21 protein-coding genes are annotated in these 25800 nt (G+C 73.4%); 11 read left to right on the top strand and 10 right to left on the bottom strand.

Annotation, left to right across the window (positions count from 1 at the left end; translation table 11 throughout):
• Positions 1-35 precede the first annotated feature (35 nt).
• On the top strand, positions 36-803 hold the full coding sequence (locus ACTJKO_RS08750) for a polyprenol monophosphomannose synthase (protein WP_440687746.1): 768 nt from the start codon (positions 36-38) through the stop codon (positions 801-803).
• Positions 800-2167 (top strand): hypothetical protein, encoded by a 1368-nt coding sequence (locus ACTJKO_RS08745; RefSeq protein WP_440687744.1) that lies wholly within the window; start codon positions 800-802, stop codon positions 2165-2167. The genes ACTJKO_RS08750 and ACTJKO_RS08745 overlap by 4 nt, the downstream gene beginning before the upstream one ends.
• Before the next feature lie 141 nt (positions 2168-2308).
• Here ACTJKO_RS08745 and ACTJKO_RS08740 read toward each other — a convergent pair whose 3' ends face one another.
• On the bottom strand, positions 2309-3610 hold the full coding sequence (locus ACTJKO_RS08740; RefSeq protein ID WP_440687742.1) for an exopolysaccharide production protein: 1302 nt from the start codon (positions 3608-3610) through the stop codon (positions 2309-2311).
• Positions 3611-3701: 91 nt separating this feature from the next.
• On the opposite strand from ACTJKO_RS08740, the gene ACTJKO_RS08735 reads away from it, so the two are divergent.
• Positions 3702-5087, top strand: coding sequence for a hypothetical protein (locus tag ACTJKO_RS08735; RefSeq protein WP_440687740.1), 1386 nt, complete (start codon positions 3702-3704; stop codon positions 5085-5087).
• Between the two features lie 14 nt (positions 5088-5101).
• Here ACTJKO_RS08735 and ACTJKO_RS08730 read toward each other — a convergent pair whose 3' ends face one another.
• Positions 5102-6481 carry an O-antigen ligase family protein gene (locus ACTJKO_RS08730; RefSeq protein WP_440687738.1) on the bottom strand — a complete coding sequence of 460 codons (1380 nt, stop codon included), beginning with the start codon at positions 6479-6481 and terminating at the stop codon, positions 5102-5104.
• A 37-nt stretch (positions 6482-6518) separates the two neighbouring features.
• Complete coding sequence (locus ACTJKO_RS08725) at positions 6519-8651, bottom strand: acyltransferase family protein (protein ID WP_440687736.1); 2133 nt, start codon at positions 8649-8651, stop codon at positions 6519-6521.
• A gap of 39 nt (positions 8652-8690) precedes the next feature.
• On the opposite strand from ACTJKO_RS08725, the gene manA reads away from it, so the two are divergent.
• The 5 genes from manA to ACTJKO_RS08700 all read left to right on the top strand — a co-directional run bounded on the left by manA (position 8691) and on the right by ACTJKO_RS08700 (position 15787).
• Entirely contained in the window at positions 8691-9899 is a 1209-nt protein-coding gene (manA, locus tag ACTJKO_RS08720; RefSeq protein WP_440687735.1) for a mannose-6-phosphate isomerase, class I, read from the top strand.
• A 51-nt stretch (positions 9900-9950) separates the two neighbouring features.
• On the top strand, positions 9951-10913 hold the full coding sequence (gene galE, locus ACTJKO_RS08715) for a UDP-glucose 4-epimerase GalE (protein WP_440687733.1): 963 nt from the start codon (positions 9951-9953) through the stop codon (positions 10911-10913).
• A gap of 229 nt (positions 10914-11142) precedes the next feature.
• Positions 11143-11475 (top strand): WhiB family transcriptional regulator, encoded by a 333-nt coding sequence (locus ACTJKO_RS08710; RefSeq protein WP_440687731.1) that lies wholly within the window; start codon positions 11143-11145, stop codon positions 11473-11475.
• Between the two features lie 74 nt (positions 11476-11549).
• Complete coding sequence (locus ACTJKO_RS08705; protein WP_440687729.1) at positions 11550-14387, top strand: glycosyltransferase; 2838 nt, start codon at positions 11550-11552, stop codon at positions 14385-14387.
• Complete coding sequence (locus tag ACTJKO_RS08700) at positions 14384-15787, top strand: DUF5719 family protein (protein WP_440687727.1); 1404 nt, start codon at positions 14384-14386, stop codon at positions 15785-15787. The genes ACTJKO_RS08705 and ACTJKO_RS08700 overlap by 4 nt, the downstream gene beginning before the upstream one ends.
• A 36-nt stretch (positions 15788-15823) precedes the next feature.
• Here ACTJKO_RS08700 and ACTJKO_RS08695 read toward each other — a convergent pair whose 3' ends face one another.
• Positions 15824-16264: a hypothetical protein gene (locus ACTJKO_RS08695; protein ID WP_440687725.1), complete on the bottom strand. Its 441-nt coding sequence runs from the start codon at positions 16262-16264 to the stop codon at positions 15824-15826.
• A 55-nt stretch (positions 16265-16319) separates the two neighbouring features.
• Here ACTJKO_RS08695 and ACTJKO_RS08690 point away from each other — a divergent pair, with 55 nt between their 5' ends.
• Positions 16320-16535 carry a DUF3499 family protein gene (locus tag ACTJKO_RS08690; protein ID WP_175351468.1) on the top strand — a complete coding sequence of 72 codons (216 nt, stop codon included), beginning with the start codon at positions 16320-16322 and terminating at the stop codon, positions 16533-16535.
• Between the two features lie 98 nt (positions 16536-16633).
• Positions 16634-18109, top strand: coding sequence for an adenosylhomocysteinase (gene ahcY / locus ACTJKO_RS08685; RefSeq protein ID WP_440687723.1), 1476 nt, complete (start codon positions 16634-16636; stop codon positions 18107-18109).
• Between the two features lie 96 nt (positions 18110-18205).
• On the opposite strand, the gene ACTJKO_RS08680 is transcribed toward ahcY, so the two are convergent.
• Positions 18206-19075: an RDD family protein gene (locus ACTJKO_RS08680; protein ID WP_440687721.1), complete on the bottom strand. Its 870-nt coding sequence runs from the start codon at positions 19073-19075 to the stop codon at positions 18206-18208.
• 65 nt (positions 19076-19140) lie between these two features.
• On the opposite strand from ACTJKO_RS08680, the gene ACTJKO_RS08675 reads away from it, so the two are divergent.
• Complete coding sequence (locus tag ACTJKO_RS08675) at positions 19141-20136, top strand: stage II sporulation protein M (RefSeq protein ID WP_440687719.1); 996 nt, start codon at positions 19141-19143, stop codon at positions 20134-20136.
• A 3-nt stretch (positions 20137-20139) separates the two neighbouring features.
• Here ACTJKO_RS08675 and ACTJKO_RS08670 read toward each other — a convergent pair whose 3' ends face one another.
• The 5 genes from ACTJKO_RS08670 to ACTJKO_RS08650 are packed head-to-tail and all read right to left on the bottom strand — an operon-like array spanning position 20140 to position 25553.
• A complete protein-coding gene (locus ACTJKO_RS08670; protein WP_440687717.1) occupies positions 20140-21492 on the bottom strand; it encodes a DUF58 domain-containing protein in 1353 nt (450 codons plus the stop codon).
• Positions 21492-22487 carry an AAA family ATPase gene (locus ACTJKO_RS08665; RefSeq protein WP_440687715.1) on the bottom strand — a complete coding sequence of 332 codons (996 nt, stop codon included), beginning with the start codon at positions 22485-22487 and terminating at the stop codon, positions 21492-21494. Before ACTJKO_RS08665 ends, ACTJKO_RS08670 begins: the two co-directional genes overlap by 1 nt.
• Entirely contained in the window at positions 22484-23713 is a 1230-nt protein-coding gene (locus tag ACTJKO_RS08660) for a DUF4350 domain-containing protein (protein ID WP_440687713.1), read from the bottom strand. The genes ACTJKO_RS08665 and ACTJKO_RS08660 overlap by 4 nt, the downstream gene beginning before the upstream one ends.
• Positions 23710-24348, bottom strand: coding sequence for a DUF4129 domain-containing protein (locus ACTJKO_RS08655; protein WP_440687711.1), 639 nt, complete (start codon positions 24346-24348; stop codon positions 23710-23712). The genes ACTJKO_RS08660 and ACTJKO_RS08655 overlap by 4 nt, the downstream gene beginning before the upstream one ends.
• Complete coding sequence (locus tag ACTJKO_RS08650) at positions 24345-25553, bottom strand: glycerophosphoryl diester phosphodiesterase membrane domain-containing protein (protein ID WP_440687709.1); 1209 nt, start codon at positions 25551-25553, stop codon at positions 24345-24347. Before ACTJKO_RS08650 ends, ACTJKO_RS08655 begins: the two co-directional genes overlap by 4 nt.
• Between the last annotated feature and the right edge of the window lie 247 nt (positions 25554-25800).

Below are 25800 nucleotides of genomic sequence, written 5' to 3'. Positions count from 1 at the left end.
GTCGTCGGTCCGACCGCCGGGGGCGGAAGAAGGCAATGAGCATCGAAACGGCGCCGCGCGTCCTCGTCATCATCCCCACGTACGACGAAGCGGAGAACATCGCCCCGATCACGGCGGGACTGCAAGCAGCCCTCCCCGAGGCGCACCTCCTGGTCGTCGACGACGGCAGCCCGGACGGCACCGGTGACATCGTCGAGGCGATCGCGGCGAAGGACCCGCGCGTCCACCTGCTCCGACGGAGCGGCAAGGGCGGACTCGGTACGGCGTACGTCGCGGGGTTCCGGTGGGGTCTGGAGCGCGGCTACGACCTCCTCGTCGAGATGGACGCGGACGGTTCGCACCCGGCGGACCGCCTGCCCGCGATGATCGACGCCGTGGTCTCCGCGGATCCTCGGGACGACGTGATGCTCGCCATCGGGTCGCGGTGGACCGCCGGCGGCGCCGTCGTCGACTGGCCGCGCAGCCGCGAGGTGCTCAGCCGCGGGGGCAACGCGTACGCCCGCGTCATGCTCGGCCTCGACGTGCGGGACGTCACCGCGGGCTTCCGGGTCTACCGGGCCGACGCGATCGCCCGGATGGACCTCGGGACGATCGACTCGAAGGGCTACTGCTTCCAGATCGACATGACCCTCCGCGTGCACGACCTCGGCGGCGCCGTCGTCGAGGTCCCGATCACCTTCCGCGACCGCGAGCACGGGGTCTCGAAGATGAGCCGCGGCATCGTCGCCGAGGCCATGCTCCGGGTCACGCAGTGGGGCCTGGCCCGACGCGCGCGACGCCTGCTGGGACGAGGACCACGATGACGAGCGCGACCGCGACGAGCACGACGGCGACGAACACGACGCCGACGACCGACGGATCCGACGCCTCCCGGTCCACCCGGACCGGTTTCCTGGTCACCTGGGTGGGCGCAGTCGTCGTCGCGATCGTGTCGACCGCACTGCTCTGGTACCGGCTCGGACCGAAGACGCGCGGGACCGCCTGGGCGGAGGACTCCGGCCGGTTCCTCAACGAGCGACTCCAGCTCGGCGAGGTACCGTCGTTGCTCCACCCCTACGAGGGGTACCTCCACCTCGTGCCGCGGATCGTCGTCGACCTGGCGGTGCGGTTCTTCCCGATCGAGTCGTACGCGGTCGCGGTGAGCGCGATGTCCTGCGCGGTCGTCGGCCTGGTGGGAGCCGCGGTGTTCGTCCTCGCCCGGGACGTCGTCCGGAGCGCGCCGCTCCGAGCGCTGCTGGCGGTCGTGCCCGCGCTGACGCCGCTCGTCCCCGTCGAGATCGGTGGCAACACCGCGAACCTCCACTGGTTCCTGCTGATGCTCGCGCCGTGGGTGTTCCTGACCAAGCCGCGCTCGTGGTGGTCCTCGGCCGTCCTCACGGTCATCGCCCTCCTGATCACCCTCACCGAGATCCAGGCAGCGATGTTCCTGCCGCTCTTCCTCCGGCACGTCCGCAGCCTCCGGTCGCTGCCGCCCCTGGTCGCGGGCATCGTCGGGGCCGGCGCGCAGCTCCTGACGACGGTGCTCTACCCCAGGACCCCGCCCGGGTCCGGGGGGAGCGTCGGGGGGCTCAGCGACCTGTTCGCGGGCTTCGCCGCCCAGCCGGTCGCGGGCAGCTGGGACGCGGACGTGCGCGCGATCGGTCTCGCCGTGGAGGACCAGGGCTGGTGGATCGTCGTCGTCCCCGCGGTCGTGCTCTACGCGGTGCTGGTGCTGGCCTTCGTGCGTGCGTCCGGCGGTGCGCGGTGGATCCTGGCCGCCCTCGCGGTCTCGCCCCTGGTCGTCTGGTTCGCGGCGCTCCTCCTGAACCACGTCATGACGAACTGGTTGACGTTCGCGTCGATCAACCCGTACCGGTACGCGGCCGCTGCCTCGGCGATCCTCATCGCGGGCGTCGTCGTCGCGGCCGACGTGTTCATCGGGCGCGGGCGCATCGTCTTCCCGGCGCTCGGGTGGCTGCTGGTCCTGCTCGTGGTGGCCGCGGCCGTGCTCAACGTGCACACCGGTACGCGGCGCGACGACCCAGGCGTCCCGGCGTGGTCGACGCAGGTGCAGCAACAGCGGCCGGCGTGCGAGGCGAACCCGGACGGCACGGCGGTGGTCCGAGCAGCGCCGGGCCTCCCCAAGTGGGACGCGCTGATCCCCTGCGTCCTCGTCGACGGGCGCTGACCGCGCCTGCCCGGGCAGAGCACGGGCGCTGACCGCGCCTGCCCGGGCACGGCACGGGCGCTGACCGTACCGCCCTGTCGGCGCCGCCGTCCGCGCTCGTGCCCTGCCCGTCGGCGCCGCACCGCGCCGCCCGGCCCTTCGTCAGGTCCGGGGGAGGTGGCGGCGCCACGACCGCCGCCGCGCGGCGATCACCAGCACGGCCACGAACACCATGAGCCCGGCGCCGTGGAGCAGGTAGCTCTCGGCCGTGCTCGTCACCCCCAGCAGCACGAGCACCGCTGCGGGCCAGACGTAGGCCACACCGGGGAACGTCGTGGCGGTGACCCAAGCCCTCGCGAACGCCAGGAGGGCGGTGATCCCGAGCAGGATCGTCCCCGCGAGGCCGATCTGCAGCCACGCGTCGATGAAGGCGTTGAGCCCGGACGTGAAGCGCTGTCCGGCCGGATCGACGAAGGTGACGTACGGCACCACGGCCTCGTGCGGCCAGGTCCCGACCCACCCCCAACCCTGGATCGGGAACTGTCCGATGAACACCCGGAGCTGCGCCCAGAGGTCCAGACGGGTCGCCGTCCCGCCGGCCGCGCCGATCTCGGCGAGGATGCGGTGGCGCGCGAGCACGCCGACGCCGAGCATCAGGAGCACGACCACCCCGAGCACGGCGTTGACGACCGGCCGGGTCGGCGGTCGCGCGTGCCGCAGGGACCACAGCGCCAGCGCGGTGACGGCGAGGGCGATCATCGCGAGACCGGTGATCGGGGACTGCACGAGCATGAGCGTGATGACGGCGAGGGCGGTCGAGCCGATCGCACGCCACATCGTCACCGAGCGGGTGAGGAACTCGACGACGAAGGTGACGAGGGCCATCGCCGCGATGAACCCCATGAAGTTCCGGGTGCCGCCGATGCCCTGGATCGGACCGCCCTCGGCGATGTTGCCCTGGATCCGGAACGCGGGGAACGGGACGTCGAGGACGAGGCCGGACAGCACCTCGAGGGCGAGCGCCGTGACGAGCAGGATGCGGAAGGCGTCACCGGCGGCGCGGATCACCTGCACGAGGTCACGGCCGAGCGCCAGGTAGAGCCCGAGCCCGGCGAAGCAGACGGTGGCGACGAAGCCGCGGAGGGCCACCCAGGAGTACTCGCTCCAGAGCACGCTCAGCGCGCAGTAGCCGACGAACGCCAGGAGCGAGAGCGGGAGGACGCCGTGCCACTCGATCCGGTACCGCTGCCCGAGCAGGCTCAGGCCGGCGAGCACGACGAGCGTGATGAGGACGGCCCAGGTGCCGGCGGACCCGACGAGCACCCGCACCGTGGGTTGACCGAACGCGAACAGGAGGACCACGGTCGCGAGGGCCTGGCTGAACCGACCGCCCGCCGAGAACCCGATCCAGGCGGACAGGTAGCGGCGTGCGAGCACGCGCTTCGTCAGCCGTCCGTCCGTCACCCGTCCATCTTGGCGTACGGACCTCCGAGCGCGGGTATCGCGGACCGTCCCTATCGCGTATCCGCGATGGACCGACTAACGTCAGCGCTCGATGGACCGACCGCCGCACCCGACCCGTCGTCTGCTCGTCGGCGTCGGTGCCGCCGTGGTCCTCGGCCTCGCGACCGCGACGCTCGCCTGGTGGCGGCTCGGACCGGTGACCCGCGGCACGGTCTGGGCCGAGGACGGCGGACTGTTCCTCCGCGAGCGGATGTCGCTCGGCCCGGTCGACTCGTTGCTGCACCCCTACGCGGGCTACCTGCACCTCGTCCCGCGACTGCTCGTCGACCTCGGCTGGGCGCTGCCGGTCGCGGACTACGCGCTGGTGCTCTCCGGCGCGGCGTGCCTGGTCGTCGGTGTCCTGGCCGCGGCGGTGTTCCTCCTCGCGCGCGAGGTGGTGCCGGTCGTGCCGGTCCGCGTGCTCCTCGCCGCGTCGCCGGCGTTCCTCCCGCTCGCGCCGCACGAGATCAGCGGGAACGCCGCGAACCTGCACTGGTTCATGCTGTTCACGGCGCCCTGGCTGTTCGCCCACCGCTCCCGGACCTGGTGGGCGTCCGGCGCCGTCGCGGCCCTCACCGTGTTCGTGGTGCTCACCGAGCTCCAGAGCGTCGCGTTCCTCCCGCTCCTGGTCCTCGCGTGGGTGCCGCTCCGGGACACGTCGGGTGCCCGCGCCTGGCCACGGGCACTGCCCGTGACGGTCGTCGCCCTCGCCGCCGGGACGGCCCAGGTCGTCGTCGCGCTCACCGACCAGCGGACGGCACGACCCGGCACCCCGCCGGTCGCGGACGTCGCCGCGGGCTGGCTCCTGCAGCCGTTCGCCGGCCTGTGGGACCCGGACGTCGGCGCCGTCGTCCGTGCCGTGCTCGACCGCGGCTGGGCGGTCGTCGCGGTGCCGGCAGTGCTCGTGCTGCTCGTGCTCGTCGCGGCCGTCGTCGTCGGGGCGTGGCGTGCGCGCACCGTGACCATCGCCCTCACGCTCGGTTCCCTCGGCGTCTGGTGGGCGGCGTTGACCGCGAACGGGGGAGCGGACCGCGGCTGGGCCCACCCCGTCGCGGCGCTCGCCACGGTCGGACCGCTGCGGTACGCGGCCGCGTCCGGGCTCCTGCTGCTGGCGGCGGTGCTGGTCGCGGCGGGTGTGCTCGTCAGGTCGGCCGGGTGGTCGCCCGCGGTCCGTCGTCGCGTCCGGCCGGGAGGCGCGGCGCGGCTCACCGGGGCCGTCACCGGCTGGTGCGTGGTCGCGCTCGTCGTCGTGGTGGCGGTCGCGGGTGCGGTCCCGGGCCCGACACGTCGCAGCGACGGTCCGGTCTGGGCCGAGCAGATCCCCGCTGCCGTCGCGGCGTGCGGGGGAGACCGGTCACGGTCGGTCGACGTGCGGACGGCACCGTGGGGCGTGGACGTCCCCTGCACCCGGCTGCTCCCCGCCGGCGGGAGCCGCTGAGGCGTCGGACGGGGTCAGCGGACCACGGGTGCGCGGAACTCCCGGCGGGCGGGCGGCGTCCGTGGCCCGTCCCCGGCCGAACGGGGTTCCTCGCCGACGAGGACGATCCGCGACTTGATCGCGATCAGGGCGAAGAGCACCCAGTTCCCCTGGTAGAGCAACCGTGACTCGGCCACGGACTGCACGAGCAGCGCGACGACGACCAGGAGCGGCAGCAGCGACACCGGGTCGAACGACCGGGGTGCATGGGCGTGGTCGTAGCCGATCCGGGTGGCGGAGGACCACGAGCGGCTCAGCGTCGTCACGACGTACAGCGCGAACAGCACGAGTCCGATGATCCCGGTCTGCATCCACACGTCGAGGAAGGCGTCGTGCGCCTGGAGGTACGTGACGCCCTTCCGGTGCGCGAGGTCGGCGAGCGTCGGGATGGACGGCCACCAGTAGCCGATCCACCCCCAACCGACGACGGGGTGCTGGTCGACGAGGCCGAGGACCCGCTCCCAGATCACGCCGCGCCCCGTGGCGTCGGAGCCCTTGCCGAGCAGTTCGGAGAGCGGACTCCGGGCGAGGAAGGTCCCGAACCCGACGACGACGACGCCCGCCGCCAGGAACAGGTAGCGCGGGGTCCGGTGCTCGGTCGGCACGCGGCGGATCCAGAGCGCGACCAGGAGCGCCACCGCGACGACGAGTGCGGCGGCGAGCACGGTGGACGACCGGGTGAGCGCGAGCACGAGCACGGCGACGACGAGCCAGCCGATCGTGCGGTTGCGGCCCATACGACCCTCGGCGAACTGCAGGGCGACGGCGATCGCGGCGAGGAGGGCGACCATCGCGAGCAGGTTGGCGTTGCCGGGGAGGCCCTGGATCCGGCCGCCCGTGAAGAGCTCGGCTCGCGAGAAGTAGAACGCGTCGGGGATCCGCCGGTCGCCGTAGTGGGTCCAGATCGGAGCGATCGGGTGGCGGACGACGACGGCGACCACGGCCTCGAAGACGAGCGAGAGCATGAGCACGCCGCGCATCGCCAGGCTGACGGCGTCGAGGATCCGTCGCCACGTCAGCGTCGAGGCGACCGCGAACGCCATCGCGGCGCAGATCACCTGCACGGTGATGCTCGCCAGGGTCGCCGGTCGCCAGTGCGACCAGACCAGGGAGACCAGGCACCAGGCCAGGAACAACCAGAGGGACCGGGGCGTCCGGGTGATCGGAGGGCGGGCCCGCACCAGGATCGTCGCACCCCAGACGGCCAGGAGCGCCCACAGGATGCCGGCACCGACCCAGGTCAAGGTGTTCGGCACCGCGTCGCCGGCGAAGAGGACGAACAGCATCGCCGTACCGAAGGCGAACGCCTCGCGCTCGGGTACGGTCCCTCGCGACAGCGGCCAGGTGTTCGTCACGGTGCCAGGCTACCCGGCGTCGCCGCGTCGTCCCGCGTCACCGGGCCAGGTCCCGCAGCGCGTCGGCGATCCCGGCGCTGAGCTTCGGCTCGAGGGTCATCGCGAAGGTGTTCGTCAGGTGCGTGCGGTCGCGGTAGACCAGCACACCGCCGATGACCGCGGGGCACGTCTGCGCGGTGCAGTAGTCCGACGTGAAGTCGATCAGCCGCGCTCGGCCGTCCATCCGGGCGACGGCCTGCTCGCTGCCGTCGAAGTCCTTGAGCGCGCCCGCCCGGTCCGAGTCGCAGACGTTCGTGGTCGGCCCGGACATCTGCCCCACGCACGCAACGACGTCGCGCCGGGCGTTCGGGTTGTCGCGGATCGCGATCACCGGGATGCCCCGGTCGGCGGCCACCTTCCAGGCGTCCACCATGCCGTCGACGACCGTGTCCGCCGCGGAGCGGCCGTCCGAGGCGATCACCGGGGTGTTGCCGTTGGAGTGCGTCACGATCAGCCCGTCGAGGCCCGGCTCGGACCGGAGGTACTGCATGGCCTTCTGCTTCCACCGGTCGCAGATCTGCTGGAGCTCATCGCTGTTCGCGCTCTGCTGCGCCGTCGTCAGGTAGCACCCGGCGTGCCCGGCCACGTCGATGCGCCAGTTCCGTTGTTCCGCGATCTTCTCGTAGGCGTCCACGAAGACGTTGTTGTGCGAGTCGCCGATCGCGACGAGGTGCTTCGTGTACCCGGTCTTCGGACCGAGCTCGCACATGTTGAGGTCGTCCGTGATGTTCGACCAGCACGCCGGCCGGTTCGAGTCGTCGGCTGCCGCGATCGACGCTGCCGGTACCCGGACGTCGGCGAGCCGCGGGTTGACGCAGGGGTGTGCCGACGAGATCGCGGCTGCGGCGCCGAAGCACTCGACGTCGCCGGTCCGCAGGTGGTCGGCGAACTGCGCCGCCTGCACCTGCTGCACGTGCAGGGCGGTGAGGGACGCGGCGCCGAGCCCGGTGACGAGGACGGTCGCGAGGGCACCGTAGAGGGCGACCCGGCGCGGCCGCAGGGCCTTGACCCACTTCGAGAAGCGGAGCGGCTCCTCGATGAGCAGCGTGGTGACGGACGCGACGACGACCGCCCCGACCAGGATCGCGAGCTTGTCCTTCGTCGTGAGCTCGTGGCGGAGCGCGATCGGCACGATGACGACCGCCGGCCAGTGCCAGAGGTAGACGGCGTACGAGATCCGGCCGACGAAGCCGATCGGGGCGAACCGTCCGACCCGCTGCAGACCGGAGTGCCCACCGAAGAGGACGACGAGCCCGGCGCCCGCGACGGGCAGCGCCGCCGCGATGCCCGGGAAGGGCGTGGAACCCGTGATGAGGAAGAGCGACACCACGAGCGCGGCGACGCCGAGCCAGGCGCCGACGACGCGGACCGTGCGGGCCGGGGCGGTGCGGGGCGCCGAGAGCGGGATCGTCGCGGCGAGACCGCCGAGGGCGAACTCCCAGGCGCGGGTGGCCGTGGAGAAGTACGCGATGCCCGGGGCGGTGTGGGTCTGCACGATGCTCCAGACCAGGGAGAGCACGACGACGCTCCCGAGCAGCACCTGCGCCACGGTGACGGGCGAGACCCGTCCACGACGCGCACGGCGGGCCAGCCAGAGCGCACCGAGCAGGAGCAGCGGCAGGGCGATGTAGAACTGCTCCTCGACCGACAGCGACCAGAAGTGCTGGAACGGTGACGGCTGGTTGCCCTGCGCCAGGTAGTCCACCGAGTCCGAGGCGAGCTGCCAGTTCTGGACGTAGACGGTGGAGGCGATGAGTTCGCGGCCGTACTGGCCCCAGAGCGCGCTCGGCACCCAGAGCAGGACGGCCGTGCCGGTGGCGAGGATCGTGAGGAAGGCGCCGGGCAGCAACCGCTTCGCCCGGCGCGACCAGAAGCCGGCGAGCCCGATCCGGCCGGTCGCGACGACCTCGCGGAGCAGGTGTCCCGTGATCAGGAAGCCGGACACCACGAAGAAGACGTCCACACCGATGAACCCGCCCGGCAGCCGGTTCGGCCACAGGTGGTAGAGGACGACGGCGAGCACGGCGAAGGCGCGGAGCCCCTGGATGTCCCACCGGGTCGGGTCGGTCGTCCGCGGGGACGAGGAGCGGAGGGAGCGTCGTGTGGGCATCTCCACCGTGCTGCTGGCCATCGCGGAGAGTCCACGGCGGCCGCCGATATGCTCGGGCGCATGTTCCTCGGCATCACGAACACGCCCCGCGACTACGCCTGGGGGTCGGTCACCGCGATCCCGGAGCTCCTCGGCCGCACCGTCACGGGTGCTCCCCAGGCAGAGCTGTGGCTCGGCGCGCACCCCGGCAGCCCGAGCGTCGTGGTCAACCCCGCCATGGTGGGCGGAGCGGACACCCTCCGCGACTGGATCGACGCCGAGCCGCAGACCGCGCTCGGTCCCGACCGCACGGGGCTGCCGTTCCTGCTGAAGGTCCTCGCCGCCGCCGCACCGTTGTCGCTGCAGGCGCACCCCACGCCGGAGCAGGCACGCGAGGGCTTCGAGCGCGAGGAAGCGGCGGGCGTCCCGATCGACGACCCGGCACGCAACTACAAGGACCCGTTCCCGAAGCCGGAGCTGGTCGTGGCGCTGAGCGAGCGGTTCGAGGCGCTGAGCGGGTTCCGTCCGGTGGCCGAGACCCTCGCCGAGGTCCGGACGCTCGACGGCGGCTCGGGTCGGCTCGGTCCGCTCGTCGTGCACCTGCAGCACGGGCTCGAGGACACCGTCCGGTGGCTCGAGACGGCGGACTCCTCGGCGCTCGCGGTCGTCCAGGCCGTGAGCGACCTCGCGGCCGCGCTGCCGGACGACGCGCAGACGCCGAACACGGCCACGGTCCGCGACCTGGCGACGAGCTACCCGGGTGACCCCGGCATCGTGGTCTCGCTGCTCATGCACCGCGTCACCCTCGCAGCGGGGGAAGCGATGTACCTCCCGGCCGGGAACATCCATGCATACCTCGACGGCCTCGGCATCGAGCTCATGGCGCCGTCCGACAACGTCCTGCGCGGCGGCCTCACCCCGAAGCACGTCGACGTCGCCGAGCTCCTGCGCGTCCTCGACTTCACCGCGTACCCGGCGCCGTTGCTCGCGCCGGAGCCCGTGGACACCGGCGTGGAACGGTTCGCTCCCGACGGCGTCGGCTTCGCCCTCCTGCGCGTCACCGGGGACGGCCGTCCGGTCGGGACGGGCTCGGGCGGCGTCCTCCCGCTGCACGGTCCGTCGATCGCGATCTGCACCGCGGGCGCGGTGACGCTCGTCGGGGCGACGTCCGCGACCCTGCTGCGCCAGGGCGAGTCCTGCTACATCACGCCGGACGAGGGCGACGTCACGGTCGAGGCCGACGGCGGCAGCGGCCTGGCGTCCACCGTCTTCGTCGCCACCGGCGCCTGAGCCCGCAGCCCGGTGGCGGGCTGCCGCGCCGGTTCCGCTAGCGTTGCGGACATGAGTTGGCTGGTCACCGGCGGTGCCGGGTACATCGGGTCCCACGTCGTCCGGGCGCTCGGCGCCGCGGGCATCGACACCGTCGCGTTCGACGACCTCTCGAGCGGGTTCCGGGCCTTCGTGCCCGACGACGTCCCGTTCGTCGAGGGGACCATCCTCGACGGCGACCTCGTCGCGAAGACCCTGCGCGAGCACGAGGTCACGGGTGTCGTGCACGTCGCCGGGTTCAAGTACGCCGGAGTCTCGGTCGAACGGCCGCTGCACACCTACGAGCAGAACGTCACCGGCATGGCGACGCTGCTGCGGGCGATGGCGGACGCCGGCGTGACGAAGGCGGTGTTCTCCTCGAGCGCCGCCGTGTACGGCACCCCGGACGTCGACACCGTGGTCGAGGACACCCCGAAGGCACCCGAGTCGCCGTACGGCGAGTCGAAGCTCATCGGCGAGTGGCTGCTGCGCGACATGGAGGTCGCTCGCGGGTTCACCACCACGTCGTTGCGGTACTTCAACGTCGTCGGGTCCGGCGAACCGGACCTCTACGACGCGAGCCCGCACAACCTCTTCCCGCTCGTCTTCGACGCCCTGCTCGCCGGCCGCACCCCGCGGATCAACGGTGACGACTACGACACGCCGGACGGCACGTGCGTGCGCGACTACGTCCACGTCGCGGACCTGGCACACTCGCACGCCGTCGCCGCCCGGAAGCTCGAGGCGGGGGAGCCGCTCCAGCGGGCCTACAACCTGGGCAGCGGCGACGGGGTGAGCGTCCGGCAGATCATGGACGCCATGGCGAAGGGCACCGGGATCGCGTTCGAGCCGGAGATCGCGCCGCGCCGAGCCGGTGACCCCGCCCGGATCGTCGCGACCGGCGAGGCGGCGTCGCGGGACCTCGAGTGGGCGATGCGGCACACGCTCGACGAGATGGTCACGAGTGCGTGGGAGGCGCGTCGACGGATCGGCTGACCTGGGGTCCGACGGCACCGGTCGGGCCGGTCGGCCGGGTCAGCCGGAGCGGGCCGCACTTGTCCCCCGAATCCCGGACAGACCGAACGCGACACGCCCGTACGGGGGACATGACACGCCGAAACGGTCAGGGGCTTCTATGATCCCCGACTTGACTCCGGCGAATGACACCGCTGTAATTACAGGCAACGACAGCGATCGTTGTGGTCCCGTTATCGAGACGTCAGGGGTGATCAAGGTGAACGGTTCCGACTTCCACGCCGGAGTGCCGGAGGACTGGCACGTCGACCCTGTGTCCCTCGGTGTCCCCGGCGTCCGTCGTCCGGACAACGAGGACGAGGAGAACCCGCTCGCCTGGCAGGCGGACTCGCTGTGCGCGCAGACCGACCCCGAGGCGTTCTTCCCCGAGAAGGGCGGTTCCACGCGTGAGGCGAAGAAGATCTGCACCTCGTGCGAGGTCCGGTCGCAGTGCCTCGAGTACGCGCTCGAGAACGACGAGCGGTTCGGCATCTGGGGCGGCCTGTCCGAACGCGAGCGACGGAAGCTCCGCAAGCGCGCCTAGCGTTCCCCACAGTCTCACGGCGCGCCGCCGTGCGCAGGCCGAGCCGCGCCTCCAGACCGTAGAGTGACGCCGTCATGCAGCCCAGAGTCACCGCGATCCTCGTCGCCGCCAACGGGGCGGACCACCTCGACCGGACCCTGGACGCCCTCGCCGCCCAGACCCGCCACCCCGAGAACCTCGTCGTCGTCGACGTCGGATCGACCGACGGATCGACCGCGGACCTGTCCTTCGGCGGGTCCGCGGAACTGCTGCGCCTGCCGGCCGGTCGCCCGTTCGGCGAAGCGGTCGCGCGCGGTGAGCGCGAGGCGCCGACCTCCGTCGCGGACGAACCGGTGGACGAGTGGCTCTGGCTGCTCGGGCACGACAACGCCCCCGCGCCCACCGCGCTCGCAGAACTCCTCACCGCCGTCGAGATCGCCCCGAGCGTCGTCGTCGCCGGGCCGAAGCTCGTCGACGTCGACGACCCCTCGCGCATCCGCGCCTTCGGGGAGAGCATGACGCGCTTCGGCCGATCCCTGGTCCTGGTGCAGGACGAGCTCGACCAGGGCCAGCACGACCGGCACACCGACGTGATGGCCGTCGCCGCCGGCGGGATGCTCGTGCGGCGATCGGTGTGGAACGAACTCGGCGGGTTCGACCCCGCACTGCCGAACGTCGACGCCGCGCTCGACTTCTGCGTCCGCGTCCGACTCGCCGGGCACCGCGTCGCGGTCGTCCCGGAAGCGCGGGTCACGAGCGCCGGCCCGATCGAGGAGTTCGGGCGCAAGCGCGTCTCCGAGGGGCGCCGTGTCCGGATGCACCGCCAGGCACAGCTGCACCGGCGCATGACCTACGCGCCGCTCGGCGTGCTGTGGATCCACTGGCTCACGCTCGTCCCGTTCGCGATCGGTCGAGCGATCGGACACCTCGTCGCGAAGCACCCGGCCGCGGTCGGCGGAGAACTCGCCGCCGCCTTCGCGGTCGCGTTCAGCGGCGGGACCGGCCGTGCGCGCCGACAGCTCGCGCGGCACAAGAAGCTCGGCTGGGCGGCCGTGGAGCCGCTCCGGGTGAGCTGGCGACGGGTGCACGAGCGGCGTACCACCTCCCGGGACGTCGAACTGGCCCGCGTCGAGGACGCGCCGATCGCGCGCGCGTCGTTCCTCGGTGACGGTGGCATCTGGGTCGTCCTCGCGGCGGCCGTCCTCAGCGTCATCACGCTGTTCCCGCTCCTCGGGTCCCCGGCGCTCACCGGCGGGGGACTCCTCCCGCTGAGCACCGACGTCGCCCGGCTCTGGCAGAACGTCGGGTACGGCTGGCACTCGATCGGCACCGGGTTCACCGGCCCGTCCGACCCGTTCGCGGCGGTCCTGGCAGTGCTCGGCTCGATCACGTTCTGGTCACCGTCGACCTCGGTCGTCCTCGTCGTGCTCGTGGCGTTCCCACTGGCCGCACTCGGTGCGTGGTTCGCCGTGCGCAAGGTCACCACCCGCACGTGGGTCCCGGTGATCGGCGCCACGCTGTACACGATCGCGCCGACGCTCGTCGGAGCCGTCACCACCGGGCACCTGGGCGCGGTGATCGCGCACGTGCTGCTGCCGTGGCTGTTCCTCGCCGTGCTCGAGGCGCACCGCTCCTGGGCGTGGGCGTCCGGCGCCTCCCTGCTGTTCGCCGTCGTGGCCGCCTCGGCGCCGTCGCTGCTGCCGGTCCTGCTCGTCGGCTGGGTCGCGTCCCTCGTCGTCGGGTGGCGCCGGGCCCACCGACGGGTGTTCATCCCGGTGCCGGCCGCCGTGCTCTTCCTGCCGCTCGTGCTCGCCCAGGCCGCGCGCGGCAACCTCCTCGCGGTGTTCGCCGACCCGGGGGTGCCGTCGGCGACCCGCGCACCGTCCGCGCTCCAGCTCGCGATCGGTCAGCCCGTGCCGGACTGGAGCGGCTGGCTGCCGACCACGGCCGGCCTGTCGGTCGTCACCACGATCCTCCCGATCATCATGGCGGTGCTCGCCGTCCCGATCGCGGCCGCCGCGATCGGCGCCGTCCTCGGACACCGGTGGGCCGTTGCCGGTGCGGCGCTCGTCGTCGCCCTGCTCGGGTACGCGACCGCGTTCGCCGCGACCCACGTGACGGTCACCGGCGTCGGTTCGACCACCACGATCATCTGGCCCGGCAGCGGCCTCTCCGTGTACTGGCTCGCGGTCGTCGCGGCAGCGTGCATCGGCATCGACGTGCTGCCGCGCCTGGCACCGGTCGCCGGTCTCGTCGCGACCGTGTTCGCGGGCGTCGCGGTCGCCCCCGCGTTCGGCGCGTTCTACCTCGGCAACGCCGTGATCCAGCCCACCTCCGGTCGGGTCCTCAGCGCCTACGTGAACGCCGAGGCGCAGGCGAACCCCGACGTCGGGACGCTCGTCGTGCAGCCGCAGGACGACGGATCGCTCGCGGTGTCGCTCGAACGCGGGCAGGGGTCGACGCTCGACGACCAGTCGACGCTGGACTCCACCGCGCTGACGCTCAGCAGGTCGGGCGCACAGCTCGCCACCCTCGCCGGCAACCTCGCGAGCCGCAGCGGGTACGACCCACGACCGGCGCTCCGGCAGCTCGGCGTGAGCTTCGTCCTGCTCGACGACGCCGGGCGCGACCCAGCCGCCCAGGCCGTGCACGACCGGGCCGCCGGGGCCATCGGGCAGAGCGCGCTCTTCACGAGCATCGGCGAGACGACCAGCGGGCAGCTCTTCCACTACGACGGCGAGGTCGACCGGACCTCCACGGGATCGGCAGCCGCGCACGCCACCCACGTGCTCTACCTCGTCGTCCTCGGCGTGGTCTTCGGCGCCGCGGCACTGTTGGCCGTGCCGACGGCACCGCGCCGACGCCGTGCCACCTCGAACGTCATCGAGGCCGAGGAACCCGCCACCACCTTCGACGAGGAGCGCGACGAATGAGTACCAACCCCGGCTCCGTCCGCCGCTGGGTCGTCCGCGGGACCGCCACCGCCGTCGCCGTGGTCGTCGCCGCCGGCGCCGTGACCGCGGCCCACGCGATCGGCACGGACGCCGCGCCCGGGGAGCCCGCCGGCAAGACGGTGACGCCCGTGCCGGCGGACGCCCAGCGCGTTTGCGCCGGCAGCGCGCTCCGGCTCTCCGACGACGCCGGCAACGACGCGACGAAGGCGAGCACGGTGGGGTCCGCGACCGTGGCGGCCGCGACCACCGGATCGACGGTCGTCCGGTCCGGGCTCGAAGCGTCGTCGACGGGCGGGAGCGATCCGCGCCTCCTGACCGCCCCTGCGGGCAGGACCACCCCGCAGGTGGCCGGCAGCAGCTACCAGGACGTCTCGAGCGGTGACGTCGTCGGTGTCGGCGCGGCCTCGTGCGACGACCCGAGCCAGTCGACGTGGCTCGTCGGCGGATCGACCGAGACCGGGCGCACCAGCCTCATCACGCTGTCGAACCCGACCGACGTGAACGCCACCGTCGACCTGTCGATCTACGACGCGTCCGGCGCGGTCAGCGCTCCCGGCACGACCGGCATCGTCGTGGCCCCGAACACGCAGAAGGTCGTCCCGCTGTCCGGGCTCGTGTCGGACCAGGGCTCCACCGTGGTGCACGTCGAGTCCTCGGGCGGCCAGATCGTCGCCCACATGCAGGAGTCCGTCGTCCGCACCCTCACCCCCGGAGGGTTCGACATCGTCTCCGGCGGGGCGGAGCCGTCGACGACGCAGATCATCCCCGGCGTCGTCCTCAAGGGCGCGGAGGCAGCGCAGCGCGGGGACGACACCGCCGACGCCGCCCCGATCGTCCGGCTCTTCGTGCCCGGCACCGAGGCCGCCCGCGTCACCCTCGGCATCACCACCGACGACGGCGGCGGCTCGACCGTCAACGCCACGGCGGAGCCCGGCGTGGTCACGGACGTCGCCCTCGACGACTTCCCGGACGGTCGGTACTCCTTCACCGTGACGTCCACCCAGCCCATCGTCGCGGGTGCCCGCACGACGACCCCCACCGCGGACGGGCGCACCGACCTCGGCTGGTTCGCCTCAGCCGAGGCGCTGGGCGGCTCCACGATCACGGCCGTCGCCCCGGGTGACGCCCAACGCCTGACGATCGTGAACCCGACGCGGAAGGACGCCGAGGTCACCATCCGTTCGAACGACGCGCCGCAGCAGGTGCAGGTCATCGCCGGTGCGACACGGACCGTGACGGTCCCCGTCTCGCAGGAGGTGCGCCTCACCGGCACGAAGGGGCTCGTCGCCGGGGTGACCTACTCGGGCGCCGACGGCATCGCCGGGTTCCCGGTGCGCGCCGCGACGGAGGTCTCCACCCCGGTCCGCGTCTACCCCTGATCTGCGCCCGGCGCCCGGCCGGTCAGGAGCGCCGGGTCACCAGTGCCGGTAGCGGTCGGGGGCGAGGTCCCACGGGTCCTTGTCGATGAGCTCGCCGACCGCTCGGAACACCGCGGTCTCGATGATCACCCGCTTGTCGGTGTCGTCCTTCTCGGGGCTGCGCGTGACCCGCTCGACCGGGATGCGGAAGACCGTCACCCGGCGGCGGTCACGATCGACACGCCACCGCGGCATGTGGTCGGGGAGCGTCGGGTCCGTCGGCATGTCCGCCACCTGGAAGACGACGCCCTCGAGCTCGTCCGGCCAGAGGCCCAGCAGGTAGTGCGCGGTGTCACCGACGATCCGGTCGAAGGTCTCGGCGCGTGTGGTGATCGGCGCCAGGTCGGGGCCGGTGACGCTCGACCGGCCGCCGCGACCGTGCCGGGAGCGGCCGCGGGCTCGGTCGACCGGGGTGACGAGGCGGGTCCTTCGGCGCATCCTGACATCGTACGCGCGCGGGGAACGGCGTCCGCTCCGATAGGGTCGTGGCGGTATGGACGTCCGGATCTGCAGCAAGGTCGCCTGCGGCGCGAGTGCCGCGGCGACCCTGACGTACGACTACGCCGACTCCATGGTCGTCGTCGGACCCCTCTCCACGCGCGTGGAGCCGCACGGCTACGACCTGTGCGCACGGCACGCCGCGATCCTGCGCGTGCCGCGTGGGTGGCAGGTGGTGCGGCGCGAGCCGCTCCGCCGCGACGTCGACTGACGGCCGGCCTCCCCTCCACAGGCGCCGACCGGGACGAACGACCCACGTCTCGGACGTCGACCGACGCCCGGCGTCGCGCGACATGGGAGACTGAGGGCATGCCCACCGAAGCCACCGCTGCACCGTTCCGCGTCGCCGACCTCTCCCTCGCCGAAGCGGGCCGTCACCAGATCCGCCTCGCCGAGAACGAGATGCCGGGCCTGATGTCGCTGCGCGAGGAGTTCGGCCCCTCGCAGCCGCTCGCCGGCGCGCGCATCGCCGGATCGCTGCACATGACGGTGCAGACCGCCGTCCTCATCGAGACCCTCGTCGCGCTCGGGGCGCAGGTGCGCTGGGCGAGCTGCAACATCTTCTCAACGCAGGACGAAGCCGCGGCGGCGATCGCGGTCGGCCCGCACGGCACCCCGGACGAGCCCGCCGGCGTGCCGGTGTTCGCCTGGAAGGGCGAGACGCTCGAAGAGTACTGGTGGTGCACCAGCCGCATCTTCGACTGGTCGGCCGAGGCCGCAGCTGCGGGTGCGGAGTGGACCGGGCCGAACCTGATCCTCGACGACGGCGGCGACGCCACGATGCTCGTCCACACCGGTGCGGACGCCGAAGCCGCTGGCCGTGTGCCGGACGCCGGCGCCGACGCGAGCACCGAGTGGAAGATCGTGCTCGACACCGTCGCGGCCTCCCTGCAGGAGTCGGACGACCGCTGGACGCGCATCGCGGCGGACATCCAGGGCGTCACCGAGGAGACCACCACGGGGGTCCACCGCCTGTACGAGCTGGCGCGCACGGGCGAGCTGAAGTTCCCGGCGATCAACGTCAACGACTCCGTGACGAAGTCGAAGTTCGACAACAAGTACGGCATCCGGCACTCGCTGCCGGACGGCCTGAACCGTGCCACCGACGTCCTGATCGGCGGCAAGGTGGCCTTCGTCGTCGGCTACGGCGACGTCGGCAAGGGCGCTGCCGAGGCGCTCCGCGGGCAGGGCGCTCGTGTCATCGTGTCCGAGGTCGACCCGATCTGCGCGCTGCAGGCCGCGATGGACGGGTACCAGGTCGCCCGCCTCGCGGACGTCGCCGACCAGGTGGACATGGTCGTCACCTGCACCGGCAACCTCGGGGTGGTCGGCGTCGACGAGATGCTCGCGCTGAAGCACCTCGCGATCGTCGCGAACGTCGGGCACTTCGACAACGAGATCGACATGGCCGGGCTCGAGGCGCTGCCCGGTGTCGAGAAGGTCGAGATCAAGCCGCAGGTGCACGAGTGGCGACTGCCGACCGGCCGTTCGATCCTGGTGCTGTCCGAGGGTCGGCTCATGAACCTCGGCAACGCGACCGGGCACCCGTCCTTCGTGATGAGCAACTCGTTCACGAACCAGGTGCTCGCGCAGATCGAGCTGCACACGCGGCGCGACGAGTACCCGACGGGCGTCTACGTCCTGCCGAAGCACCTCGACGAGAAGGTCGCGCGCCTGCACCTCGACGCGCTCGGGGTCCGGCTCACGACGCTCCGCCCGGAGCAGGCGGCGTACATCGGCGTCCCGGTCGAGGGGCCCTACAAGCCCGAGCACTACCGGTACTGAGGGGTCCGGTCCGACCGCTCGCTGCGCCGGCGTCGCCGCAGCTGGCGTCGCCGCAGCTGGCGTCGCCGGGTCGGGTGTCGCCGGGCGGGCGGAGCGTCAGCGCGGGAAGCCCGGCGGCCGGGCGGTGGCGATCGTCGCAGCGCGGTCGAGCATCGCAGCCCGGGCACGCATGGCCCGCAGGTCCCGCTCCCGCCGGAGCACCACGACACCCGCGAGGAACAGCTCGGGGTGCACGGCCGGCACGGGGTGTGCGTGCTCGGCGACGGCGGCGGCGAGCGTCCGGGCCGTGGCCTCCCGGAGTTCCGGGCGCAGGTCGGCGGCTCCCCGGAAGAACGCTCCGAGTCGGTTCTCGAGCCGCTGCGGCAGCGCCGACACATCGGCGATCGACGCCCACCCCTGGAGTTCGGCGGGCATGAGGACCTGCGGCTCCCGCTGCCGGGTCGCCCGCTCGTGCTGGACGAAGGTCCCCGCGAGGAGGTCGCCGAGCCGCCGCGGCCGTGACCCGAACAACGCGACGAGCAGCGCGACCGACCCGAACGTCGTCCAGAGCTCGAACAGGCCGACGAGGGCGCGGGTGAACGCGTGCCGGAAACCGATCGCGCCGCCGTCGAGCCGCACGACCCGGGTCCCGGTGGCGTACCGCCCGACGCTCTTGCCACGGGTCACGGTCTCCACCGCCGCCGGGACGAGCACCAGGACGACGACCAGCGACCCGATCTCGGCGGCGGCCGCCCAGGCCTCGTCGAAGCCGCTCGGCCACACCCGGGAGATCCCGAGCAGGAGCATGAGGTACAGGGCGAGCAGGCAGACGCCGTCGAGCAGCGCCGCCGCGAGTCGCAGCGCGATGCCGGCGGGCTGGACGTCGAGCGCGACCGCCTCGCCGACGACGAGTTCGTCACCGACGTCGTCGAGCGCGCGGACGAACCGACCGTCGGCGAGGTCACGCGGCGCACGGGTCTTCGGCATGGGATCATTCTGTCGGACGCGGTCGCCGACCGCCCGGATGCGCGCGGACGAGCGGGGGAGACGCTGTGGACCTGGACGCCTACACCGAGGTGCACCGCGAGCGCTGGCAGGAACTCGACCGCCTCGCCCGCAGCCGTCACGCCACCGGCGCCGACGTCGACCGACTCGTGTCCGCGTACCAGGAGGGCGCCACCGACCTCGCCCGGATCCGCGGCGCCGCACCGCGCACGGCAGTGGGCGACCGGCTCTCGCTGACGCTCTTCCGCGCACGGCTTCGGTTCACCGGCACACCCGTCGACCCGGTCACGGCCGTGACGTCGTTCTTCGTCCTGCAGCTCCCCGCCGCCCTGTACCGCATCCGCTGGGTGACCCTCTGGGTGGCCGCAGCGACCGTCGCGATCGCGGCGGTGGTGGCGGTCTGGATCACCACGACGCCCGGCGCGCTGGACACCTTCGGCACGCCCGAGGCGCTGCACCGGTACGCGACGCAGGACTTCCAGGACTACTACTCCGACCACGGTCTCGGGGCGTTCACGGCGCAGGTGTGGACGAACAACGCGTACATCGCCGCCTCGATGGTCGCGTTCGGCATCACGGGGCTGTTCGTCCCGTTCTCGATCGGGCAGAACGCGATCGGGCTCGGCGTCTCGGCGGCGATCATGCACGGCCAGGGGCGGCTCGGCGACTTCTTCCTCTACATCGCCCCGCACGGCCAGCTCGAGCTCTACTCGGTGTTCCTCGCGGCTGCGGCCGGTCTGATGATCTCCTGGTCGTGGGTGGCTCCGGGGGCCCGTACCCGCGGGCAGGCCCTCGCCGAGGACGGTCGAGCGCTCATCACCATCGCCGTCGGGCTGACGCTCACGCTGCTGCTGTCCGGTCTCGTCGAGGGGACCGTCACCCGCCAGGAGTGGCCGTGGCCGCTGAAGATCGGGATCGGCACGGTCGCCCTCGCGGCGGTGCTCTGGTACCAGTGGGTGCTCGGCGGCCGGGCGCACCGGGCGGGGCAGCGCGGCGACCTCGACGAGTTCGAGCGGGGGACCTCCGCGCTCGTCGCGGACTGACGTCTACAGTCGCCCGGTCGCCTTCGCCCGGATGTACGCGTCCGCGACGAGCGGTGGCACCTGCTCGGGCACGGCCCGGACGACCTCCACACCGGCTCGCCGGGCGACGTCGGCGACGCCGTCGGCGTCGAGCAGCGTGCGTTCCGCGGCGGCCCGTCGGTACACGTTGCGCTCCGCGCGGTCCGGGAGGGACGGCACGCGTCCGCCCCGCGGGCCCGGTGGGCGGGGTGTCGCCTCCACGGACCCGCTCGCCATCTGCTCGACCATCGGGTCCACCACGCTCGTCACGACGACGGCGTGTCGCCGAGCCAGACGGGGGAGCACGGCGAGCAGGTCGCCCGAGGCGCCGACCGAGTCCAGGCTCGACACGAGCACGACGAGTGCGCGCGCGGTGGTGATGGAGTCGACGAGGGTCGGGACCGCGGACCAGTCGGTCGCCGCGAGACCCGGCTCGGCGAGCGCGAGCGTCTCACCGAACCGCTGGACGACGTCGCTGCGTGACGCGCCGTGCACGCGGCCGCGGACGGCGTCGTCGAGCACCGCGAGGTCCACCCGGTCGCCCGCCGCCGCGGCGAGTGCGCCGAGGAGCAGCGCGGACTCGATGAAGGTGTCGAGCCGCGGTTCGTCGTCGACGCGTCCGGCTCCCGCTCGACCGGCGTCGACGACCACGATCACGCGGCGGTCGCGTTCCGGACGCCAGGTCCGCACCACGAGGTCCTGCCGTCGGGCCGTGGCGCGCCAGTCGATGGAGCGGACGTCGTCGCCCCGGACGTAGTCGCGCAGGGAGTCGAACTCGGTGCCGTGGCCGCGGAGCTGCAGCGTGGTCTCCCCGTCGAGCTCCCGGAGCCTGGCGAGTCGGGACGGCAGGTGCCGACGGGAGCGGAACGGAGGCGTCACGACGAGTTCGCCGGGGGCGTCGAGCACCCGTTGGCGGGCGCCGAGACCGAGCGGTCCGAACGCCCGGACGGCCACCCCGACGGTGGTGCGGCGCCCGCGACGGAACGGTGCGAACCGCACGCGGGCCACCCGTCGTTCACCTGCCGGTACCCGCATCTCGAGCCGCCGGGGTGCGTGGCCGGCGGAGGGCTCCCACATGTCCCGCACGATCCCCCGGACGGGTCGACGTCCGTCGTTCACGAGCACGAGGACGCCGTCGGCGGTCGTGTCGCGTCGGGCGAGCCGGGGCATGCGCCGTTCGACGCGCACGTGGCGGAGGTCGGCGGCGAGCAGCACGTCGAGGACGGCGGCGAGCAGGACGACCCCCGCCCACGCGAGACCGGCCCACGCCGTGCCGAGCAGCACGGTGGGCACGATCGCGACGGCGAGCAGCGCGACGAACCTGCCGGAGATCGCCACTAGATCGGCACCCGGACCTGTTCGAGCACCTGCTGCAGCACCCCGTCGGCGCCCACGCCCTCGAGCTCGGCGTCCGCCGCGACCCGCAGGCGGTGCCGCCACACCGGCAGGAGCATCGCCTGCACGTGGTCCGGGGTGATGGCGTCGTACCCGGTGAGCCAGGCCCAGGCCTTGGCGGCGGCGAGGAGGGCGGTGGCGCCACGGGGGCTGACACCGACCCGCACCGACGGTGCCTGCCGGGTCGCCCGGGCGAGGTCGACGACGTACGCGAGGACGTCGTCACGTGCACCGACGCCGCGGACGGCACGCTGTGCGGCGAGGACCTCGTCGACGCCGAGCACGGGGGTGACCCCGGCGGAGCGGACGTCCCGCGGGACGAACCCGTCGGCGTGGCGTCGGAGCACCTGCCACTCGACGTCGCGCGGTGGCACGTCGAGGGTGAGCTTCATGAGGAACCGGTCGAGCTGGGCCTCGGGGAGCGTGTAGGTGCCCTCGAATTCGATGGGGTTCATCGTCGCGGCGACGAAGAACGGGTCGGGGAGCGGGTGCGCGGCGCCGTCGACGCTGACCTGGCGTTCCTCCATGGCCTCGAGGAGCGCGGACTGCGTCTTGGGCGGCGTCCGGTTCACCTCGTCGGCGAGGAGCACGTTCGTGAAGACCGGCCCCTCTCGGAACGGGAACGTGCCGGTGGAGGGGTCGTGGACGAGCGACCCGGTGACGTCGCCGGGCATGAGGTCCGGCGTGAACTGGATGCGCTTGGTGTCGAGCGCCATCGCTGCCGCGAGGCTGCGCACCAGGAGCGTCTTCGCGACGCCGGGAACGCCCTCGAGGAGGACGTGCCCCTGGGCCAGGATGCCGACGATCATCCCGGAGACGGCGCCCTCCTGTCCGACGACGGCCTTGCCGACCTCGGAGCGCAGGCGTCCGAAGGCGTCGCGCAACGGGTCTCCGGCCGCGCGCGGCCGCTCGGTCTGGGTGGTGGCGGGATCGGTCACGGTCGTGCTCCTCGTCGGTCGTGGTCGGTCGGTCGGTCGCCGGTGGTGACGGCGAGGACGGCGCGCTCGAGTTCGTCGAGCGCTGCGGCACCCGTCACGAGTGCGCGGTCGTCCGGGACGGGGCCGCCCACGAGCACCGACCCGACGTGGCGGTCCGGGATCCCCGTCGCGCGCGCGGCGGCGCGGACCACCTCGTCGACGTGCGCGGACCGGGGGAGTCCGAGTCGGCGGGCGGTCCGGCGGATCGCGGCGACACGGAGGGTGTCGAGCGCGTGGGTGCGGTCCCTGGTGCGGGCGGAGAGCCTGGCGCGGCCCTCGGTGGTCTCCGCCGCCCGCACGACGACGGGCATCCGCTCGACGACGAGCGGCCCGAGGCGACGTCCGCGCCACACCCCGGCGGCCACCGCCACGAGGGCGAGCAGCGCCAGGGCTCCCGGGACCCACAGAGGCGCGAACGACCCGAGGGTCGGAGCGGCGTCGGCGGTGCCGGGGGTGGGCGTGTACCAGGTGAGCGTCGGGTCCCCGCCGAGCAGCCCGAGGGCGAGCGCGGCGTTCCCCGCCGTGGTGATCGTGTCGTTGCGGAACGCATCGGTGGTGCCGACGAGGGTCACGTCCCCGGCCGGGGTGTCGGTCCGGACGAGCCCGTACGAGCGCTCGGCGCCGGTGCCGGCCGGGGCGCAGAGGTCGGTGCCGGGTGCGTGCTCGCCGTCCGGCACCCGGTAGCCGGTGCCGGTGCTCGTGATCCGTCGGGCGTCCGCGGCGGCCGGGATGGCGCAGGACGCGGTGGACACGGTGTCGTGGCCGGGGACCTGGGCCGCCGCCTCGACGTGCAGGCCGAACGCCTCGAGGGTCGCCGGGGTCGTCGTCACGAGGACGACGTGGGACGCCCGTCGTGCGAGCTGCTCGGCCACGGCGGGGTCGAGCGCGCCATCGGCGTCGTCGACGAAGACGGTGCCGTCGGCGATCCGGTCGGCGCGGTCGACGACGCGGACGTCGGTGCCGCGCTGCTCGAGCACGCGGACGAGTGCCTTCGCGCCGCTCGCGGTCGCGGAGGTGGGGTCGAGTGCATCCGGCGCCGGTCGGTCCGATCCCTCGACGACGGCGGTGAGCGCGGCGAGCAGCACGCCGACGAGCACGATGGCGACCCAGAAGCCGACACGGGATCCGCGGCTCGTCCGCTGCGCACCGGCGGTGCCGGGCGTCGTCGGGGCGGTCGCGGCGCTCACGCGGGGACCGCCGGCGCGGCCGGTCGAGCGGGTCGCGCGGCGCGGACGGCCTGCTCGGTGTCGAGGAGGGTCCGGGCGTCGGCCTCGGTGGCGTCCCCGCCGAGGTAGCGCACGTCGTCGAAGGTCGCCGCCGCGCGATCGAGGCGCTCGGCCTCGGCCGGGAACACGACGCCTGCACGTCCTGCGATCGCGCGGGCGGTCGCCCCGGGCACGTCGGGGACGAGGTCGCGTTCGCCGAGGCCCCTGGCGAGTGCCCGGTACCCGTCGAGCACCGCACGGGCCCAGTCGCCGGCGCGGTACGCGGCGCGGGCGTCGTCGGCGATCGCGCGGGCGGACCGGAGGTCGTCCTCGTCGAACACGCCGCCGACGTCCTGGCGGCCGAGCCGGGCACGTCGGCGGGGGAGGCCGCGGGCGACGACGACGAGCACGACGACCGCGACGAGGACGACGACGGCCAGCCCGAGGAGCGTGTGCGCGACCGTGGGCGATCCGAGACCGTCGGCCCGGAACGAGCCGAGCCAGTCGAGGACGGCGCGGGACGCACGGTCCCACCAGGTCACGTGGGCGCCGTCGTACTCGGACCGCTCCAGTTCGTGCTCGAGGAGGCGGCGGGCCTCGTCGGGGTCGACGCTCATGCCCGGCCGTCCGGCGGGTAGCGTCCGGGCGAGCCGCCCCACTCCGCGGGCGGCGGCTGCTGCGCCGCTCCGGGTTGCTGCTGCGGCGCACCGGGCCAGGGTGCCTGCCGCTGCGGCGCAGCGGGCCAGGGTGCCTGCTGCTGCCCCGGCCACGGTGCCTGCTGCTGCCCCGGCCACTGCTGCCCCGGCCACGGCGGCCGCACGACCTGCGGCGCGGGCGCGAACGGGTCGCTCGGCGTCCCCGTCTCGAGGTGGGACGCGATGCGCTGGTCGAGCGCCTCGGTACGGATCCGCCGGTCGATCGTGAGGAAGGTCAGGATCGAGGCGGACAGGACGTCGGTGATGCACTGCACCGCCATCGCGAGGAGGCTCCCCACGATGATCGCGACCACGCCGCCCGCACCGGCACCGGACCCGGCGCCGGTCTGTCCGAGGGGGTCGAACACGCCGCTCAGGAGCACCGCGCCGATCGTGAGCGGGAACGACGCGATCGACACCGCGAACCCGAACACGACGTTCACGAGGAGGACGATGCCGAACGTCCGCCAGAACGCGCCGCGCGTGAGGCGCCACGACTGCGCGGCGGCGGCGAACACCGGCCGTCCCTCGAGCGCGATCGTCGGCACCGTGAAGGCGAACTTCGTGCCCAGCCAGACGAGCACCACGACGAAGCCGAGGACCATCGCGACGACCACGGCCACGACGGTCCCGAGGCCGGAACCGTCCTGGGACGACGCGGCGACGAGCCCGATCAGGACGAGGACGAACACGCTCGCGACCACCACTCCCGCGGCGAGCTGCAGCAGGATCCAGGCGACCACCGACCAGCGGCGTCCGGCGAGCAGGGCCCACAGCCCGCGGAAGGTCGCCCGCCGCCCGAGGACCCGCTGGCCCGTGTCAGCGGCGACCGGCGCGACGAGGAACCCGCGCGCGAGTGTCGCCAGGAAGGGCAGGCCGGTCGAGAGCAGGACCCAGAGGGTGAACGAGCCGGCGAGGACCGAGTCGGATCCGCTGCCGGCGTCGAACGCCGAGATCATCCGCGACTGGAGCGCCTGTTGCCCGAACGTGCGGACCAGGGTGGACAGCAGCCCGAGCACGCCGCTGAGCAGCACGCTCCAGAGCAGGAGCACGCGGGCGTTCCGCCGGAAGACGGTGAACGCACCACCGAGCACGTCGCCGAGCCCGAGCGGCCGGAGCGGGATCACGGGACGCGACCCCGCGGGCGCCGGCCCTGGAGGACCCGGCCACGCTGCCGACGGTCGCGGCGCAGCGGGCTGCTCCGCGCCTCCTGGCCCGTGTGCATCCCCACCCTGCGGGCCGCCGGCCGCTCCGGGTACCTGCCAATCGGACATCGCCGCCCCCTCGTGGTCCTGACCACGCAGCAGTGGTCGACACCATCCTGTCGGAAAACCCCGCCGGACGGGGGCTCGGCTATCGTGAGGGGTCAGGTGC

The organism is Curtobacterium sp. 22159 (assembly GCF_052045775.1).
In the GTDB taxonomy this organism is placed as follows: Bacteria; Actinomycetota; Actinomycetes; order Actinomycetales; family Microbacteriaceae; genus Curtobacterium.
Note: the sequence above shows the minus strand (reverse complement) of the source record. Positions and strands in the feature narration are given on the sequence as shown.

Excerpts from the sequence above, each read along its gene's own strand:
- ACTJKO_RS08750 (WP_440687746.1), top strand. The coding sequence starts at position 36 with ATGAGCATCGAAACGGCGCCGCGCGTCCTCGTCATCATCCCCACGTAC.
- ACTJKO_RS08745 (WP_440687744.1), top strand. The coding sequence starts at position 800 with ATGACGAGCGCGACCGCGACGAGCACGACGGCGACGAACACGACGCCG.
- ACTJKO_RS08735 (WP_440687740.1), top strand. The coding sequence starts at position 3,702 with ATGGACCGACCGCCGCACCCGACCCGTCGTCTGCTCGTCGGCGTCGGT.
- ACTJKO_RS08725 (WP_440687736.1), bottom strand. The coding sequence starts at position 8,651 with ATGGCCAGCAGCACGGTGGAGATGCCCACACGACGCTCCCTCCGCTCC.
- manA (WP_440687735.1), top strand. The coding sequence starts at position 8,691 with ATGTTCCTCGGCATCACGAACACGCCCCGCGACTACGCCTGGGGGTCG.
- galE (WP_440687733.1), top strand. The coding sequence starts at position 9,951 with ATGAGTTGGCTGGTCACCGGCGGTGCCGGGTACATCGGGTCCCACGTC.
- ACTJKO_RS08705 (WP_440687729.1), top strand. The coding sequence starts at position 11,550 with ATGCAGCCCAGAGTCACCGCGATCCTCGTCGCCGCCAACGGGGCGGAC.
- ACTJKO_RS08700 (WP_440687727.1), top strand. The coding sequence starts at position 14,384 with ATGAGTACCAACCCCGGCTCCGTCCGCCGCTGGGTCGTCCGCGGGACC.
- ACTJKO_RS08695 (WP_440687725.1), bottom strand. The coding sequence starts at position 16,264 with ATGCGCCGAAGGACCCGCCTCGTCACCCCGGTCGACCGAGCCCGCGGC.
- ACTJKO_RS08690 (WP_175351468.1), top strand. The coding sequence starts at position 16,320 with ATGGACGTCCGGATCTGCAGCAAGGTCGCCTGCGGCGCGAGTGCCGCG.
- ahcY (WP_440687723.1), top strand. The coding sequence starts at position 16,634 with ATGCCCACCGAAGCCACCGCTGCACCGTTCCGCGTCGCCGACCTCTCC.
- ACTJKO_RS08680 (WP_440687721.1), bottom strand. The coding sequence starts at position 19,075 with ATGCCGAAGACCCGTGCGCCGCGTGACCTCGCCGACGGTCGGTTCGTC.
- ACTJKO_RS08655 (WP_440687711.1), bottom strand. The coding sequence starts at position 24,348 with ATGAGCGTCGACCCCGACGAGGCCCGCCGCCTCCTCGAGCACGAACTG.